This is a genomic window from uncultured Bradyrhizobium sp., assembly GCF_947648125.1.
Classification (GTDB): Bacteria; Pseudomonadota; Alphaproteobacteria; order Rhizobiales; family Xanthobacteraceae; genus Bradyrhizobium.
The window spans coordinates 267,419-283,616 of record NZ_CANSMR010000001.1; the positions used below are offsets into that span (position 1 = coordinate 267,419).

Here is a 16,198-nt window from a genome sequence, read left to right on the forward strand (position 1 = left end):
GTTGGACGATCGGAGATAAATAGAATTGGGAGGAGCGGGATGACACGACCAGAGCACGAGGGCAAACGATCAGCGGGAATAACGCCATTCCGGCGGTTACCGAGAGCTTTCGTTATCGCAGCAGTGCTTGTTGCGTTTGCGACGGCGGAGACGTTGCAAGCGGAGACGCCGTCGAAAGGAGGGCCGGAATTCGTAAAGAAAGTTACGTCGGCCGTCGACGATGCTGCGATCCGAACAAACGGAGCAACGACGAAAGACTGGTTATCCTATGGCCTCGATAACGCGGGAACGCGCTATAGCAAGCTCGATCAGATTAATGCCGAGAACGTCAAGAAGCTGGGCCTGAAATGGTCGTACAATCTTGAATCCATCCGCGGCGTCGAGGCCACCCCGATCGTCGTCGACGGCATCATGTATGTCACCGCGTCGTGGAGCGTCGTGCACGCGATCGACGTCCGCACCGGCAAGCGGCTGTGGATGTTCGATCCGGAAGTGCCTCGCTCGATCGGATACAAGGGCTGTTGCGACGTCGTGAACCGCGGCGTGGCGCTTTATAAGGGGAAGGTCTATGTGGGTGCCTATGACGGACGCCTGATCGCGCTCGATGCCGCGACTGGGAAGAAGCTCTGGGAAAAGGACACCGTCATCGACCACAGCCGCTCATACACTATTACTGGCGCACCGCGCATCGTGAAAGGTCGGGTTCTGATCGGCAACGGCGGCGCCGAATATGGCGTGCGCGGCTACATCACGGCTTACGATGCCGAGAGTGGCGCGCAGGCCTGGCGCTGGTTCGTCGTTCCCGGCGATCCTAGCAAGCCTTACGAAGACGACTCGATGGAGAAGGCCGCCAAGACCTGGGATCCGGCGGGCAAATATTGGGTGAGCGGCGGCGGAGGCACGCCGTGGGACAGCATTGTGTATGACCCCGAACTGAATCTGGTCTACATCGGCACCGGCAACGGCTCGCCGTGGAATCGCAAGTTTCGCAGCCCGGCCGGCGGCGACAATCTCTATCTCGCATCCGTAGTCGCGCTGAACGCGGACACCGGAAAATATGTTTGGCACTACCAGGAAACGCCCGGCGATAGTTGGGACTATACATCGACCCAACCGATGATCCTCGCCGACATCAGGATCGACGGCGCGCCGCGCAAGGTGGTGATGCATGCGCCGAAGAACGGTTTCTTTTTCGTCATTGACCGAACCAACGGCAAGTTCATCTCGGCGAAGAACTTCGTTGATGTAAACTGGGCAACCGGCTACGATAAGAACGGCCGGCCGATGGAGGTTGCCGAAGCGCGCGGTGAGGCGCCGTTCGATGCGATCCCTGGTCCCTACGGTGCCCATAACTGGCATCCGATGTCCTACAATCCGCAGACCGGGCTCGTGTATCTGCCGGCGCAGAACGTCCCGATCAATCTGACGTCGGAGAAGGAGTTCAAGTTCAACGAGGTCGCACCTGGCAAGCCACAGAGCGGAACGGGATGGAATCTTGGCTACTCAGTCAACGCTGTGCCGCCAAAGAGCAAGCCCTTCGGGCGACTGATCGCTTGGGATCCCGTGATGCAGCGGCAGGTCTGGAAGCAGGATTACGACTCACCATGGAACGGCGGTACGACTACGACGGCCGGCAATCTCGTGTTTCAAGGCACCGCTGACGGTCGTTTCGTGGCCTATGACGCCAAGACGGGCGAGAAGCTCTGGGAGACGCCGACTGGAACAGGCGTTGTGGCGGGGGCTGCGACGTACATGGTCGACGGCACGCAATACGTGTCGGTTGCGGCTGGGTGGGGCGGCATATATGGTGAGGCTGCACGCGCGACCGATGTCGAGATGCCCGGCACAGTGTATACTTTTGCACTAGGCGGTGACGCCAAGCCGCCCGTGTTCGCGAAGATGAAGCCGCTGAAGCTGATAGAGGGCATAGAGTACAAGCCGGAGGACGTTGGTCCCGGTACGCTGCTCTATGTCGCCAACTGCGCCTTCTGCCATGCTGTTCCCGGCGTGGACAAAGGCGGAAACATCCGAAACCTAGGCTACTCCTCTCCCGAGGTCATTGGCAACCTCAAGGATGCTTTGTTCAAGGGGCCGTACATGGATCGCGGCATGCCGGACTTCACCGGCAAGCTGTCGGAGGATGACGTGACGAAGATCGCTGCCTTCATCCAGGGCACCGCCGACGCCATCAGGCCGAAGAAGTAGGTAGGAACGGCTCGCCCGCGTGAACAGGCCTAGCGGGCAAAATGCGCATGATACTGCCGAAGTATCGGACCGCGCCGAAAAGTTGCAGAACCGTAGACTGTAACCTAAAGGAGGTATCGCTTCATGTCTATCTCTCGCGAATATAGCAGGTCGACAGCAGAGCCGATCAGGGGGTCTGTCGATGCAAACACCAAGGTGTATAACCTTATCCCGGTCGTGCTTGCTTGGGGCTTTCTGCTGGCGGTTTATGTGGGCCTGCGCCTCTACCAGCAGGCTTTCGCGTTCAAATACGGCCTCGACTCGACGGCCCCTGTTTTCGAGACCTACTGGATGTCTCTCTTCAAAACAGAGATACCGCTGATCTTCGGGGCCGGCTTCGTCATTTGGGCGTATTTGTGGGTGACGCGCGATCGTAATATGGATGCCCTGACGCCGGAAGTAGAGCTAAAGCGCTACTTCTACCTCGTCGGCTGGTTTCTGATCTATATTTTCGCCTTCGTGTGGATCGCCGTCTTTTTCGGCGAGGGCGATGCGACTTGGCACCAGACCGTCGTCCGCGACACGGCTTTGACGCCGAGTCATATCGTCACCTTCTACGCATGCGTGCCGCTCTATATGGTCTGTGGCGTCTCCAGTCTCATGTATGCAACGACGCGCCTGCCTGCTTTCGCCAAGTCCTATTCGGTGCCGCTGCTCATGGTGGTCATCGGGCCGGGCCTGATCCTGCCTAACCTCGGCTTTAACGAATGGGGCCACGCGTACTGGTTCACCGAGGAGATTTTCTCCCATCCGCTGCATTGGGGCTTCCCGGTGCTGGGTTGGACTGGCTTGGCGCTCGGCGGCCTGCTCGTTCAGGTGATGTCGCGCATGGCGCAGCTGTTCAAGCAGCTGAGCCCCGCGGATAAGGCGCGCGTCGTGCGGTCGCAGCCTGCAGAATAGCAAAAGCACATGGGCTTGTAACTCTGGGGCGGTCTCGCCCCAGAGGTGTTGGACCCTGATAATGCTAACAATAATAATGCCAACAAATAACTCGGGAGGGTGATCTGGTGACGAAGAATGACGCAGCCGTGCTGACCGCTGCAGAGCTATCGCCGCAGGCGGCAAAATGGTCGAGGACGTTCGACTATATGATTATCGTAATTGCCGCATTCCTCGTAATGTCGGTGACTTATCTTAACTTTCTGCTTTTGGCAGGCGACTGGGACTTTTTCATCGATTTCAAAGATCGCGAATATTGGGTGCTGATCTACCCCATCGTGCAAATAATGATGGCGGCCGCATTCCAAGCGATCTTCTGGAACCTGTTCCGGCTTCCGATTGGCGCCACTGCGGCGGCTTTGCTGTTCACTTTGGGTGTATGGATTGAGCGCTATCAAAGCTGGGGAGGTCTATCCTATTTCCCCATCACGCTGGTTGTGCCGGGAACCTTCTTCGCGGGCGCGCTGATCCTAGATGGGATGCTTTGCATCACGCGCAGCTTTGTCGTGACGGGGCTCTTCGGCGGTGTCTTGTTCGGCTTGACGTTCTATCCGAGCAATTGGGCCTTTCTCGCCCCGTATTTCCAGCCGGTGAAGCTCATGGACAGCGTCACGTCGCTCGCCAGCCTAATGGGCTACACCTTCGCTCGAACCGGCACTCCCGAGTATGTCCGTCTGATTGAACGCGGCACTTTGAGGACGTTCGGTAGCCCGGTCTGGGTTTCGGTCTTCTTTTCCGCTTTCGTCTGCATCTTCCAGTACTTCTTCTGGTGGCTTGTCGGCACCCTCGCCACCAAGGCGACCTTTATCCCTGTCGGGTACCGGTTCAAACAGCTTTATGGGATGAAAGACAAGGTTCAGTCAGGGGGCGCCAAGCCTGTCGGCGCGGAAATCAAGACGACGGGAGTCGTGGCATGAAGTTCGGATTCTGGCGTTACCGCTGCCTCTTGCTGCTCCTATTGGTGATTTCTGCGCTTTTGCCGAACTATGCAATGGCATTGGGCGAAAAGGCGACCGAACCATATATCCGCACGCGAACCGTCCTCTGGTACGATGTGCAGTGGAGCGCTGACAAAATCGCCGTGAACGATACGATTACGGTGACTGGGAAGTTCCACCTCTACACTGACTGGCCAGACGCGGCGGCTCGACCCGAATTGACCTTCCTGGGTGAAACCGCGCCAGGCGGGAGCTTGACCCGTGTGGAAAGCTACATCGACGGTATGCCAGCCCAACAATCTATACGCGGAATGGAACTGGGCCGCGACTATGAGTTCAAATTGGTCTTGAAGGGCCGTGTGCCGGGAACTTGGCACATTCAGCCGGAACTCAGCGTCAAGGGAGCGGGGCCAATCATCGGTCCGGGCAAGTGGGTCGAGATCACCGGCAGCCAAGCTGACTACAAAATCTCCGTAACCACGCTCACCGGGATCCATATCTCGGACCTGCAGACATACAACATCAATCGAGTCCAAGCATGGCACCTGTTCTGGTTCCTGATTGGAGCCGTTTGGCTGCTCTGGTGGCTCCGCAGGCCTCTTATCATCCCGCGTTGGCTCGCGGCGCAGAAGGGGCGCGACGAAATCCTGGTGACGGACACGGACGACGTTGTCGCCGCGAGTGTGATCGTGATTGCTCTCGTGGCAACGGTTGCCGGCTATTGGTACATAACGGAGGCATTCCCCTACACGGTTCCGCTGACTGGCGGATCGAACAAGGTCGAGGCGCTTGTCGAAGCTCCCCACCCGGTGATGATCAAAGACGCGAGGGCCGAATATGATGTGCCGGGTCGTACGTTGCGTCTTTTTGCAACGGTCACGAATTCCGGAACGCATCCCGTGCGGATCGGCGAGTTCACGACCGCGCAGCTTCGCTTTGTAAACCGCGACTTGCCTGCGGAATTAAAAAACATCGATCCTGGCTACCCGAAAGACTTGATCGCGCCGACTGGCCTGAAGATCGACCCTGATACGCCGATCCAGCCCGGTGAGACGCGAAAGGTCTATATGGAAGCAACCGATGCCGCCTGGGAGACGGAGCGTCTGATGAGCTTCCTCAACGACATCGACAGCAGAATCGGTGGCCTCGTCTTTTTCTTTGACGAGACGGGTACGCGACATATGGCCGAAATAGGCGGTCCGATTGTGCCCGTCTTCACCGAACAACAGATGACCAAACGTTAAGGTCGTGGCAGCCATGGCGGCGCCTTCGCTTGGATACAATCACGAATGAAGAACGAATGTATTCAGCCCTATCTCGGCAGGGAGCAGAAGAAATCTGCTCCCCGCTACGGGAGAAGATACAGCAAGAGCGTCCGCGCTCTTGCCACATTGGGGCTGTTATCCGCCGATCCAGCGTTAGGCCATGGCGGGGTCGCCATGGAAAAGGACGTGTGCAAACTGCGGCTCGGGCCTTATTTGATGCACTTTACGGGCTATCAAATTCGCAACTACGCAGGGAACACCGAATTCTGCGAGGATATTCCGCAGGTAGGTAAGACGGTCATCGTAATGGACGCGATCGATCCAATCTTACGTGAGATCCCGATAACCGTGCGCATCGCTCGCGATACAGGAAACACCAACGAGGCGGGAACAGAAATCGAAAAGAGCACCATCATCAATCTTCCGAAGAAGATATATCCGACTGGAAGCGTGTCCCTCGAATATGATTTCCAAGAGCCGGGTCAATTTGTTGGGATCGTAACTGCAGGCGAGCATGGGGAGTACGTGTCGAGATTTCCCTTCAGCGTCGGCATTAATCACAGTGCGCATATGTTCTACGTGCTACTCGGGGCAATTCCGATTTTTGTCTTTGGCCTTTACGCCTATGCGATTCGGAAGCGACGGGCCGCGAGGGGAGGCTGAAACAATGATTTGGACATCTCAAACAAAAACAGAGGTTTGACAATGGTTTGCCGCAGTTGGGCGATCGCGGGACCGTTCTGTTGCGCTCTGTTTTGCGCGGTCGGCTCCGGCTCTGCTCTGGCACATGCCGGCTTGGTGAAGTCGGTGCCTGGCAGCCGCGCCAAACTTGACCACCCACCGAGCCAGATCGAGTTGTGCTTCAACGAACCGATCGAACTCAAGTTCTCCACGGTTCGCCTGACGGCTCCCAACGGCGCGAAAATCCCACTCGGCGCGCTCTCAGTCGACGAGCATGATCCGAAATGCCTGCGGGCGGCTGCGCCGGAATTGAAAGACGCCGGGGCCTACACCGTGAATTATCGCGTGCTTTCTAGCGATGGGCATGTTGTCGATTACGGCTTCACGTTCAGTTACCAGCCGAGTTCGAGATGACGCCAACGATGTGGCTTGCCTTGCTGCGAGGCCTTGGCCACGTCAGCTTGGCGCTGCTTGCTGGCGGGTCATTGTTTCTTCTGATGGCGAGGCGGACGAGTGATCCCGCGGTTGTCGGATGGAGTCGCCGCTGGCAAAGCCAATTTCTCGGGATCGCCGTTGTCTATCTGGCCTGCAGCGCCGCCGCAATTCTTTTCCAGGCTTCGATTACGGTCGAAGAGCAGCTGACTCAGCTGTTCCACAACGTTGAGTTGCTTCGGGCTTACGTCCTCGATACGTGGCACGGAAGGACGGCGTTGGCTGGCCTGGTCACCGGTTCCACCATGCTGTTTCCGGCGCTACTTCTGGCGTTCAAGCTAGGCAGCAATGGAGGCGACCAATACTTTCTAGCCGCTTTGTCGGCGATAGCGACACTGACGGCCGGCATTGGCCCGCTCTCGGGTCATGCGGCGGCGGACGAAGCGACGCACTGGCTCGTTCCATTACATGTCAGCCATCTCGTTGGGATGTTGTTGTGGATCGGTGGTTTGCCCCTTTGGATCGCCTTCGCGCTATGGTCGGCGCAACATTCCGCATCAGCATCGCCAGCCGCAGCGCGCCTGCTGCACGGGTTTTCGATTCTGGCGACTGTCTTTGTGGCGGTCATTGTTGTTTCTGGCTTGCTCCTCACCAGCACGTTTGTCGAATCAATCGGTGATCTGCTCGGCACCGAGTACGGTCAGCTGATTTGCGGCAAAGTGACGTTGCTTGCGGGAGTGCTGCTGATCGCCAATCACCTCCGCCGATGCTTCCTGCCACAACTATTTGCAGTTCACGACCCCGGTTACGCGCGCGCGGCGCGATCAGTGGGCGTCGAGTTTCTGCTGGCTTTACTCATTTTGGCGCTCGCGTCCGTATTGGGTCAGACGACGCCAGCCGTCCATGATCGGCCTATCTGGCCTCTACCTTTCCGATTCTCCCTGGCCGCAACGTGGCCGGCCTGGCCGACGCCGTTAGTCACAACAATTGCCGCGGTTGTGACAGTCGCCGCCATCGGTCTTTTCCTTGCGGCACGCGGACGACGCGCGGCCTGGGTACGAGCCGCGTGTGTTTTCGCGGCGGCAATTGGACTGTCCGTTATCGGCAGGGAACTGTCAGTCCAGGCATTCCCGGACACTTATCGCCAGTCAAACGTCGCCTACCAGACCGTCTCAATCGTCGCTGGGATGCACAATTTCAGAAAGCTGTGCGCTGACTGCCACGGCGTTGGAGGACTTGGCGACGGCCCCTTGCGGAGCTCGCTGGTGCGACCACCCGCCAATTTCAGCGAGCCGCACACTGCGCTGCACACCGCGGGCGATATGTACTGGTGGATCGGCCACGGCATTCCAGCAAGCGGCATGCCTTCGTTCGGGGACGTGCTAAATGAGCAGGCACGGTGGGACACAATAAACTTCCTCCGCGCTTTCTCGGAAGGTTTCCAGGCGCGCATCCTGCAGCCGTCTGTGGTTCCGAGCCGGCCTTGGCTCGGCGCGCCTGATTTCTACTTCGAGGACAAGGACGGCGTGCAGCGCGAGCTTAAGGATTATCGCGAACACGCCAACGTGCTTTTGGTCTTCCCATCACGCAATGGCGCCGACGCAACACAGCGTGCCCGACAACTTGCGAGCGCTTCAGAGACGCTGCGTTCCGCCCGCTGCGACATACTCTTCGTCTCCGACAAGGTTCCCGATCAGATGGGCGTCGAAGTGCTTCGGGATCAGGCGGATGAGATACGCACCGCCTACGATTTATTATCGCGAACCATCGTCGACCGCGGCGACGGACGCCAGCTCGGCATGGGACGCGACCGAATGGAATTTCTCATTGATCGCTTCGGCTTCATCCGCGCGCGATGGATTCCAGCCGAAGACCCTGGGCGTTGGACGCTGCCTGAAACACTGTTATCCGATCTGCGCATCCTAAACGACGAACCGCAAATCTTGGCGTTTCCGGACAACCATGTCCACTGACAGAAAGACGAAGAGGAGAATTAGAATGAAACGATACAAAGCCATTGCGGTCTTGACCGTTGGTCTGCTGGCGGCAATCGCGGCGCGGGCTCAGACTCCTGAGCATCACCACCATGACGAGGTCGCGCCTTCGGCCGCTTCTTCCTCAGTTGAAACGCCGTCGTTGAAAATTCTGATGCCGCAAAATGGCGACGCAGTGGGCACGACAGTGGGCGTAATCTTCGAGACGCCCGCCGATCTAGCGGGCATGACGATGGGAGGCCCCCATACCGGCGTGCATCTCCATGCCGAACTTGCGGACAAAGTCGTGATGCCGACGCGTCAGCAGATCATTGGCCTCGGTGCAAACCGCTATCTGTTCCTGTTCGACTTGCCGGCCAAGCCGGGACCGAATGAGATCAAACTTTACTGGGCGGACGAGCAACATCGGACGATCACCTCTAGCATCCAGGCAGTGCATGTCAACGTGAAGCCGTGACGCTGCCGCGCCGAACTCGGCGCGGCAGCTGTCGAACGTCAAAACAGATCAGCCCGGCATGCGGGTTTATGTCAACGAGACTGCTCCCGAACCTGCGTGCTGGGCGCACCAGCTTTGGCCTGACGAGCGAGGAAGCCTATGATTTCAGGCGGATCGCCGGCCCAGCGCCAATGGCTGCGCTCAGGTTCGCAATAAATCGTCTCCGCTGCGCAGTCCATGAATGTGTAGCAAATCCGATTCGATTGCATTTGGGGTTTTCGACTGTCTTTGCAGCGGTTGCAGGCGGACCAATACGCAGCCGCGTCGCGACCAAAGCCTGGAAAATGCCCATCGTTTGCGCCATGCATGATGAGGACCGGCAGCGGCGAAACACAGCTGGCGGAGTCGAAATCGGCTTTCTCCCAGCCGGCGCCGCTAACGGCGATACCGCGAAGAAGTCGGTTGAATCTAGGCAATACGGATAGCGCGGTAGCAACTGTGCCGCCATCCGAGTGGCCAGAGGCATAAACTCTGGCGGGATCGATACACCAATGTTCTTCGACCTCGTGCACCACCCCCGCAAACCGGTCCATCGTCACCAAGCTCATTTGGATGCTGCCGACATAAGTCACGACGAAGCCGGCGCGGGTCGCCTCGGCGGTCAGGCCCGCGTAACGTTCGGAGAGTCCCGGGCCGAATCCGGCGGGCGCAAACACGACCAGCAGAGGATGGGTGACACCGGATCGAAAGTTGCGGGGTGTTATTACGGTAAAGGGCACGCCGTTGGCGCTCCGCAGTTCATGTCGTCCCGAAGTCCCGTCGCGCGACCCGAGCGGACAGGCGCCCATCGCCGCGCTGGTATACGAGGCATCGACCGCTTCGATCTCCTCTACCCCATGAAGCAGCGTCTTCGTGGCGAGAAAAGCCGCGACGCCCAGGACAATGACGCTGAGTGCGAAGATGCGTGCGCTTACAGGGACCGAGCGCAACCACTTCAAGAGGCCCCGTGGACGAATGTGGTCAGTCATGATTCTGCTGGGGCGGATTTCGGCTGAGCATAGTATTGATCTCCCGGAAGCGCGGCGCTCTTTCTTTCCCGTTTGCCTCAGCCATTTTGAACTTAATTCGGCAGCTCAAGTGTTGGCTTGATCCGGATGATTGCTCATCCCGGGGAAGTGGTCTAGTGAAGACGACGAGAGGCCGGCGCGGACATTACCGAATTCCTGCGATGCCCGATGTACTTACTCTATTGTCGGAAAATGCGCCCCGTGGGTCGGTCAAAATCCCCCGGGTATGGTCGCCTGAAACTCCCCCACCTGATGATCCCCGTCAACGCCGCTGAACAGCGGTAGCGGGTCAGACAGGACGTTTATGTTCGGCCCTTTAGCCAGCAAGGGGCCGGGGAGTTGAACGTCTTGAAGCCACACCTGCAAAGCACGGTATTTACGCTACTCGGTCGCAACGCCAGCCAGCGCGAGATCCACAGGCTGACGGGGGTCGATCGCAAGACGATCCGCCGCTACCGGGCGCTGCTGCTCGCGGGGGGCGGGGGCAAATTCCCCCGGGGAGGTGACCACCGGCTCGGCGAGCGTGGACAGCCAAATTCCCCCACCCCGACCACCGGCTGCTGAGGCGTCGGAGACGCCGGCCATCGGCAATTTTGTCCGCTCGTCCTGCGAACCGCATCGGGCGTGGATTGAAGAACAGGTTCGGCTGAAGCGGAACGCGCAGGCGATTTACCAGGACCTGGTTGATCAATTTGGCTTTCTGTCCAGCTACCAGAGCGTCAAGCGGTTTGTGCGCCGGTTACGGCACGTTGATCCTGAGCAGTTTGATCGTCTTGAGTTCCTGCCTGGCGAGGAAGCTCAGGTCGACTATGGCGAGGGCGCGCCGACGGTTGATCCGAAGAGCGGCCGGTACCGCCGTCCCCGCCTGTTCGTCATGACGCTGCGCTACTCGCGGCGCAGCTTTCGCCGGGTGGTCTGGAAGTCCAGTCAGCAAATCTGGGCGCAACTCCACGAGGAGGCGTTCCGGTATTTTGGCGGGGTACCCAACTATGTCGTGCTCGACAACCTGAAGGAAGGCGCCCTCAAGCCCGACCTGCACGAGCCCGAGCTCAATCCGATTTACAGCGCGATGCTGGCTCATTACGCCGTGGTCGCCGATCCCGCGCGCGTGGCCGATCCCAATCGGAAAGGATGCGTCGAGAATGCGATTCAACATACCCAGAGCACTGCGCTGGCCGGCCGGCGCTTCGAGACGTTGGAGGCCCAGAACGAGTTCCTGAGGCACTGGGAGGAGACCTGGGCTTCCAAGCGCATCCACGGCAGCACGCGCCGTCAGGTCGAGGCCATGTTCCAGGAGGAGAAACCGCACCTGCGGCCTCTGCCTGTCGCGGCCTTCCGTATCTTCACCGAGGTCATTCGGACCGTCTGCGACGATACCACCGTTCGCGTCGACAGCAGCTATTACGCGCCGCGGCCTGCGCCCATCGGCAGCCAGGTCGTGGTGCGGATCTACGTCTCCACGATCGAGATCCGCGACCGCCACACCCAGGCGCTGCTGCGCATACACCCCCGGATGGCGCATGCCGGCTCTGTCGTCCTGCCGACCAACGAGCGGCCGTTCAATCCGTCGCGGCAAACAGCCTTGCTGCTGTCGAGCGCCGATCGCGTCGGGCCGCAGACCAGGGCGCTGTGCCAGCAGATGTTCGACACCGAAGGACGGGTTGGACAACGCGCGATGTGGGGCATTGTCGGACTGAGCCGGAAGTATCCGGCACGGCTGGTCGAACAGGCCTGTGCGCACGCCGTCGAGAACCGCATCTACCGTTACAGGCACGTGCGTGCGACCGTCGAGCGGTTGTTTGAACAGGCGCTCGAGCAGGTTAACGCGGCACCGCAGCTGACGTTGCCGCTCACGCAGGATCATCCGCTGATCCGTCCCCCCGCGGAATACGGCGATCTCTTCAGCCGTGCTGTGCGGCACGACGCCGGCAACAATGCTCAGCGGACCGTGATCCACGACGACCGCGCCCCTGCAATCCGCGCTCGTGGCGCCTGCGCAACCCCGACCAGCTCCGGCGCCACGAGCGCTCCCGCTGTGCCTTCTCATCTCAAACTGGAGACCCAACCACATGATGACCATGCCGGAAATTGAGCGTTGTCTGCGACAGCTGCGCCTGTCGGGCGTCCGCGACACGCTGCAGACGCGCGTGCTGCAGGCGCAGGGCGCAAACCAATCCTTCCTCGAGACCTTCTCCTTGATCTTGCAGGACGAATTGGATCGCCGCCAATCCCGTCTTATCGAGCGGCGATACCAGCAATCCGGGCTCGATGAAAAACTGACGCTCACCGAGTTCGACTGGTCCTTCAATCCCAAATTGCCGCGCCAAACCTGCTTCCAGCTCCACACCCTGGCGTTCATTGCCGCCGGCGAGAACGCGCTGCTCGTCGGCAAACCCGGCACCGGGAAATCCCACATCGCCAAGGCGATTGCCAATCAGGCGATCCTGCAAAACCACAAGGTCCGGTATCTTGAGACCGACGACTTCTTCCACCGCTACGCCCTGAACTCCCCGGCGCAACGTGAGGTCCGGCTGCGAACCATCATCGACTGCGATCTCCTCGTGCTGGACGATCTGTTCCTCGCTCGCGCCATCACCGACGACGCCGGCGCCTTGCTGCAGACCTTGATCCATCAGCGCTACAAACTGCGCCGCAGCGTCATCGTCACCTCTAATCGTGTCGTGCAGGACTGGGGGGCGTATCTGGGGGACAACACCATGAGCACCACCATCCTCGATCGCCTGATGCACCACTGCCATCTGCTTGAGTTCGACGGGCGCAGCTATCGGCTCAAAGAAGCCGCTGAAACTCTTGCCCGTGAAGCAAAGTCAAACTAACAATCATCGTGTCCTGCTTCACCGGTGGGGGAGTTTGACTGACCGCACCTGGAGGAATTTGAAGTGACCCGCGGGGTGCGTAATGTTATAAATTGAAAAAAAGGCACCGAGTGCTGGCTTGGATTTGCTCGGAGAAGACCTGTTAAGGGTCGCGCGCCGATTGAGGGAGGAAGGGATGACAGCACTTGTGCCGCCGGATCTCATCCTAATTGAATTGATGCCGGCGTGGAGTTTCGGCTGCCCAACCTGGGCTCGCTCAGTCCTCGCTTGCGGCGAATGATGACCGATTTCATCGACCGTAATCTAACGGAAAAAATTACGCTCGATGATCTGGCAGGTCTTGCCGAGCTGAGCTACCACTTCTCGCGTAAGTTCAAGGCTGGTCTCGAAGAGCTATGCGGGATTTTGGGTGACGAGGCGATCAGGCGGCGTGGTTTGCCGGCACTTGGATGATCTCGATGCCGTCTCGGAAACTGACACCTGCGATGATCTTCGGCAACTGATTTGTGCCCTTGAGCCGCCGCCAGGTCTTGGATGCGGCGATCACCAGCTTGAACACCATCAGCCTTGGCGGTGGTCGGCGACAACGCGCCCTTGGTGCGCACCGTCCTGTGTCGCACGGTGGCGAATACGCTTTCGATGGGATCCGTCGTGCGCAAGTGATCCCAATGTTCGGCAGGGAAGTCGTAGAAGGCCAGCAGTGCGTCGCGGTCCTTGGCGAGGCATTCGACCGCCCGGCCGTACTTGGCGCGGTATTTCTCGGCGAAGACGTCGATCGCCGCTTCGGCGGCCGCCCGGCTCGGCGCCCAATAGACCTCGCGCAGGTCCTTCTTCATGTTGGCCTGCACCGAGAGCAGGACCTTGTCCAGGACGTTGACGGTCTTGTGCACCCAGCAGCGCTGGTGTCGCGTGCCGGGAAAGACCTCGTCTACCGCCTTCCAGAAGCCGAGCGCGCCGTCACCAACGGCAATTTCCGGGGCGATTTGCAACCCGCGCTGCTTCACGTCGATCAGGAACTCACGCCAGCTCTGCGCGCTCTCCCGGACGCCGACCTGAAAGCCAATCAGTTCCTTCTTGCCTTCCGGCGTCGCGCCGATCAGCACCAGCATGCATTCGCCGTGGTGTTCCATGCGCGCCTGTAGGAAGACGCCATCGGCCCACACATACACGTAGCGTCGCGCCGACAGATCGCGCTTCTGCCAACGCTCGTACTCGCCCTGCCACTCGGCCGTCAGCCGGGAGATGACCGCCGGCGACAGGTTCGGCGCGTCCTTGCCCAGCAGGGCCGTCAGCGCCTCCTGGAAATCGCCGGTCGAGATGCCGCGCAGATACAGCACCGGCAACAGCGCATCCAGGCTTCGGGTGCGCCGCGCCCACAGCGGCAGGATCGCCGAGCTGAACCGGATCCGCTCGCCATCGCCGGCCGCCCCGCGGTCGCGAATCTTCGCTCGTGCGACCTCGACCGGCCGACCCCGGTCGCAATCGTTCGCGCCGGGCCGTAACCATGCCGCACGACACGGGCGCGCCCGTCGGCCAGCTTCAAATCCTTCACCATGGCAAGAAACGTCTCGACTTCGATCTCCACGGCTTGCGCCAGAAGCTGCCGCAGAATATTGGTCAGTGGATCATCCACATAGTCGGGCTGACGAAGGGCAACAATATTGCTAGTCTCATTCATGGCGTATCGCTCTCCTTGAGAGGTTCTGGCAGGCTCGACACCCGCCTCGATACGCCGCCTATCTCATTCCGTCATCACCCACTTTCCCGCATAGCTCTCGAGCGTTCCTCAGCTTGGTGGCTTCACGCTCCAGCAGCGCGATACGGCCAATTTGCTCTTCACTCATCGTGGGGCCCTCGTTCCGATAGCGACGCCGGTAAGGGTCTGGTTGATGTGCACAGAGCGGTACTGCTCTCCATAGGTATGGAAGCCGATAACGTTGTTGAGGCGGTACAGATCGGACATCCCGCGAGATAACTGACGCCGTTCGACGTCGAGCCGGCGAAACAGGCATTCGAAGCCGAGAAAGATCGACACTTTGCCCATCTCGTCCTTCATCTTGTTTAGGAATTCCCGTGTCGACTCGACCGGGTCGCGGGCACGGGCAACTGTCAGCACCATGCCTTCGTCGACCGCGCAGAAGAAACGGAGCGACGCGTCCGAGTCCATGCGCTGGATCGAGCGGGCGTAGAAGGAGCCTCCGACACGAACCAAAACCGGGTGGGCCGCAAATGCGAACGCATCGAGTTGAGTGACATCGACGCCGACCGCTTTGGAGTATTCCAGGGCTGCGGGCTCCGCATTGATTTCCTTGACGACTCGGCACTCTATGTCGGCCTCGGTCACGACCATTTTGTTGGACGTTGGTTCGAAATTGTCGCATTTAAACAGCCGGAACGGCAGACTAGTCCGGATGAGAATCAGAACCGCGGCATTGGTGTAGGCGTTGCCATCGTAGAAGACCCACGACCTTTCGAACTGCAGGCGGTCGCCGGCAGAGCCGCCAACGACGGGAACATCCTCCAGTGAAGCGTAGATCGCGGACATCACGGCTTCCTCGCGTTGGCACATGCCATCGATGAAGATCAAGCCAAAGGAACCATGTGCGGCATCGCAATGTTCGGTCCGGCGGGCGAATTCCCGGTATAACTCCCGGCAAAGCGATATTCCGCCATCGATCCTGAACGAAGAAAGATCGGGCAAGACGCAGGCTGAAACGATGAAATCCTCCGCGGCGAACCCCAGCGCGACCACACTGTCCTCTTCCCAGCCATGCGGGGCGATTTCACCGGCGGTTGTGCACCCAAACACCGGCGTATCGGGCATTTGCTGAGAGATTTCCTTAATGAACGAAGAGGGGTCGTAAAACGGTGACACGAACACCAAGACCATGGCAAGTTCGGCCGACGCCAGCTGGCGTACGATGTCCTCTGCCGCCTCAAGTGAGCCGGCAGCTTTGGCCCCGGTCACAACAATACTGTGGGGCACCGTACCGTGCACACCCGCCAATGGCGTTCTCCCGAAATTCAGACCTCATTGTGAGGCCGTGCTTTTGAGTAATGTTACTCCTTCGTGCATGCTTGATGCAACGGTTGAGCAGGGGCTACGAAGGGGGTGTCGGAATGGTATGTTCTTTTGCGGCACATCGAAAAGGCGAAGCGCCTGCTGGAAGGCAGGCGTCTTCCCTTGAAGTGGGTCGCGGCGGAATGTGGGTTCACCGATCAGAGCCACCTTAGCCGCGCATTCCGTCACTCCAAACGATTTCCGCAATAGCTGACCTGCTCCCCTGAAAGACCTCGGCTTTAGGTTAGGGGTCTGCTCTCGATCGATGCGAGTGGCGGACCAGAGGTTGACGAGCTTCGTTAGC

General features: G+C 59.4%; 13 protein-coding genes and 2 pseudogenes. 12 read left to right on the forward strand and 3 right to left on the reverse strand.

The annotated features are described in order from the left end of the window. The first annotated feature begins 39 nt into the window (after positions 1-39). From Q0030_RS01330 to Q0030_RS01365, 8 genes are all read left to right on the forward strand, one after another. Positions 40-2,205: a PQQ-dependent dehydrogenase, methanol/ethanol family gene (locus Q0030_RS01330; protein WP_298362348.1), complete on the forward strand. Its 2,166-nt coding sequence runs from the start codon at positions 40-42 to the stop codon at positions 2,203-2,205. A 123-nt stretch (positions 2,206-2,328) separates the two neighbouring features. Further along, a complete protein-coding gene (gene amoC, locus Q0030_RS01335) occupies positions 2,329-3,144 on the forward strand; it encodes a bacterial ammonia monooxygenase, subunit AmoC (RefSeq protein WP_298362351.1) in 816 nt (271 codons plus the stop codon). Positions 3,145-3,251: 107 nt separating this feature from the next. After that, complete coding sequence (locus Q0030_RS01340) at positions 3,252-4,100, forward strand: methane monooxygenase/ammonia monooxygenase subunit A (protein WP_298362354.1); 849 nt, start codon at positions 3,252-3,254, stop codon at positions 4,098-4,100. Further along, the gene (gene amoB, locus Q0030_RS01345; protein ID WP_298362357.1) at positions 4,097-5,365 is read left to right on the forward strand and encodes a bacterial ammonia monooxygenase, subunit AmoB; all 1,269 of its coding nucleotides are present in this window, start codon (positions 4,097-4,099) and stop codon (positions 5,363-5,365) included. The genes Q0030_RS01340 and amoB overlap by 4 nt, the downstream gene beginning before the upstream one ends. Before the next feature lie 45 nt (positions 5,366-5,410). Further along, positions 5,411-6,049 carry a hypothetical protein gene (locus tag Q0030_RS01350; protein WP_298362360.1) on the forward strand — a complete coding sequence of 213 codons (639 nt, stop codon included), beginning with the start codon at positions 5,411-5,413 and terminating at the stop codon, positions 6,047-6,049. Positions 6,050-6,091: 42 nt separating this feature from the next. Further along, positions 6,092-6,481, forward strand: coding sequence for a copper resistance CopC family protein (locus Q0030_RS01355; protein ID WP_298362362.1), 390 nt, complete (start codon positions 6,092-6,094; stop codon positions 6,479-6,481). Further along, on the forward strand, positions 6,478-8,472 hold the full coding sequence (locus Q0030_RS01360) for a CopD family protein (RefSeq protein ID WP_298362365.1): 1,995 nt from the start codon (positions 6,478-6,480) through the stop codon (positions 8,470-8,472). The genes Q0030_RS01355 and Q0030_RS01360 overlap by 4 nt, the downstream gene beginning before the upstream one ends. 25 nt (positions 8,473-8,497) lie before the next feature. Then, positions 8,498-8,950 (forward strand): hypothetical protein, encoded by a 453-nt coding sequence (locus Q0030_RS01365; RefSeq protein WP_298362368.1) that lies wholly within the window; start codon positions 8,498-8,500, stop codon positions 8,948-8,950. Between the two features lie 71 nt (positions 8,951-9,021). On the opposite strand, the gene Q0030_RS01370 is transcribed toward Q0030_RS01365, so the two are convergent. Beyond that, positions 9,022-9,957 (reverse strand): hypothetical protein, encoded by a 936-nt coding sequence (locus Q0030_RS01370; RefSeq protein WP_298362371.1) that lies wholly within the window; start codon positions 9,955-9,957, stop codon positions 9,022-9,024. Between the two features lie 378 nt (positions 9,958-10,335). Between Q0030_RS01370 and istA the strand changes: the two are divergent. The 3 genes and pseudogenes from istA (at position 10,336) to Q0030_RS01385 (ending at position 13,286) form a co-directional block, all read left to right on the forward strand. Next, a pseudogene (gene istA / locus Q0030_RS01375) lies at positions 10,336-12,088 on the forward strand (IS21 family transposase). Then, positions 12,066-12,833 (forward strand): IS21-like element IS1631 family helper ATPase IstB, encoded by a 768-nt coding sequence (istB, locus tag Q0030_RS01380; RefSeq protein ID WP_298362374.1) that lies wholly within the window; start codon positions 12,066-12,068, stop codon positions 12,831-12,833. The pseudogene istA and the gene istB overlap by 23 nt, the downstream one beginning before the upstream one ends. 279 nt (positions 12,834-13,112) lie before the next feature. Then, complete coding sequence (locus tag Q0030_RS01385) at positions 13,113-13,286, forward strand: helix-turn-helix transcriptional regulator (RefSeq protein WP_298362377.1); 174 nt, start codon at positions 13,113-13,115, stop codon at positions 13,284-13,286. Here Q0030_RS01385 and Q0030_RS01390 read toward each other — a convergent pair. Both Q0030_RS01390 and Q0030_RS01395 read right to left on the reverse strand, forming a co-directional pair. After that, positions 13,255-14,511: pseudogene (locus Q0030_RS01390) on the reverse strand (IS256 family transposase). The gene Q0030_RS01385 and the pseudogene Q0030_RS01390 overlap by 32 nt on opposite strands. Before the next feature lie 162 nt (positions 14,512-14,673). Further along, positions 14,674-15,840 carry an FIST N-terminal domain-containing protein gene (locus Q0030_RS01395; RefSeq protein WP_298362380.1) on the reverse strand — a complete coding sequence of 389 codons (1,167 nt, stop codon included), beginning with the start codon at positions 15,838-15,840 and terminating at the stop codon, positions 14,674-14,676. Between the two features lie 105 nt (positions 15,841-15,945). On the opposite strand from Q0030_RS01395, the gene Q0030_RS40535 reads away from it, so the two are divergent. Beyond that, complete coding sequence (locus Q0030_RS40535) at positions 15,946-16,104, forward strand: helix-turn-helix domain-containing protein (protein WP_363323408.1); 159 nt, start codon at positions 15,946-15,948, stop codon at positions 16,102-16,104. Positions 16,105-16,198: the final 94 nt, after the last annotated feature.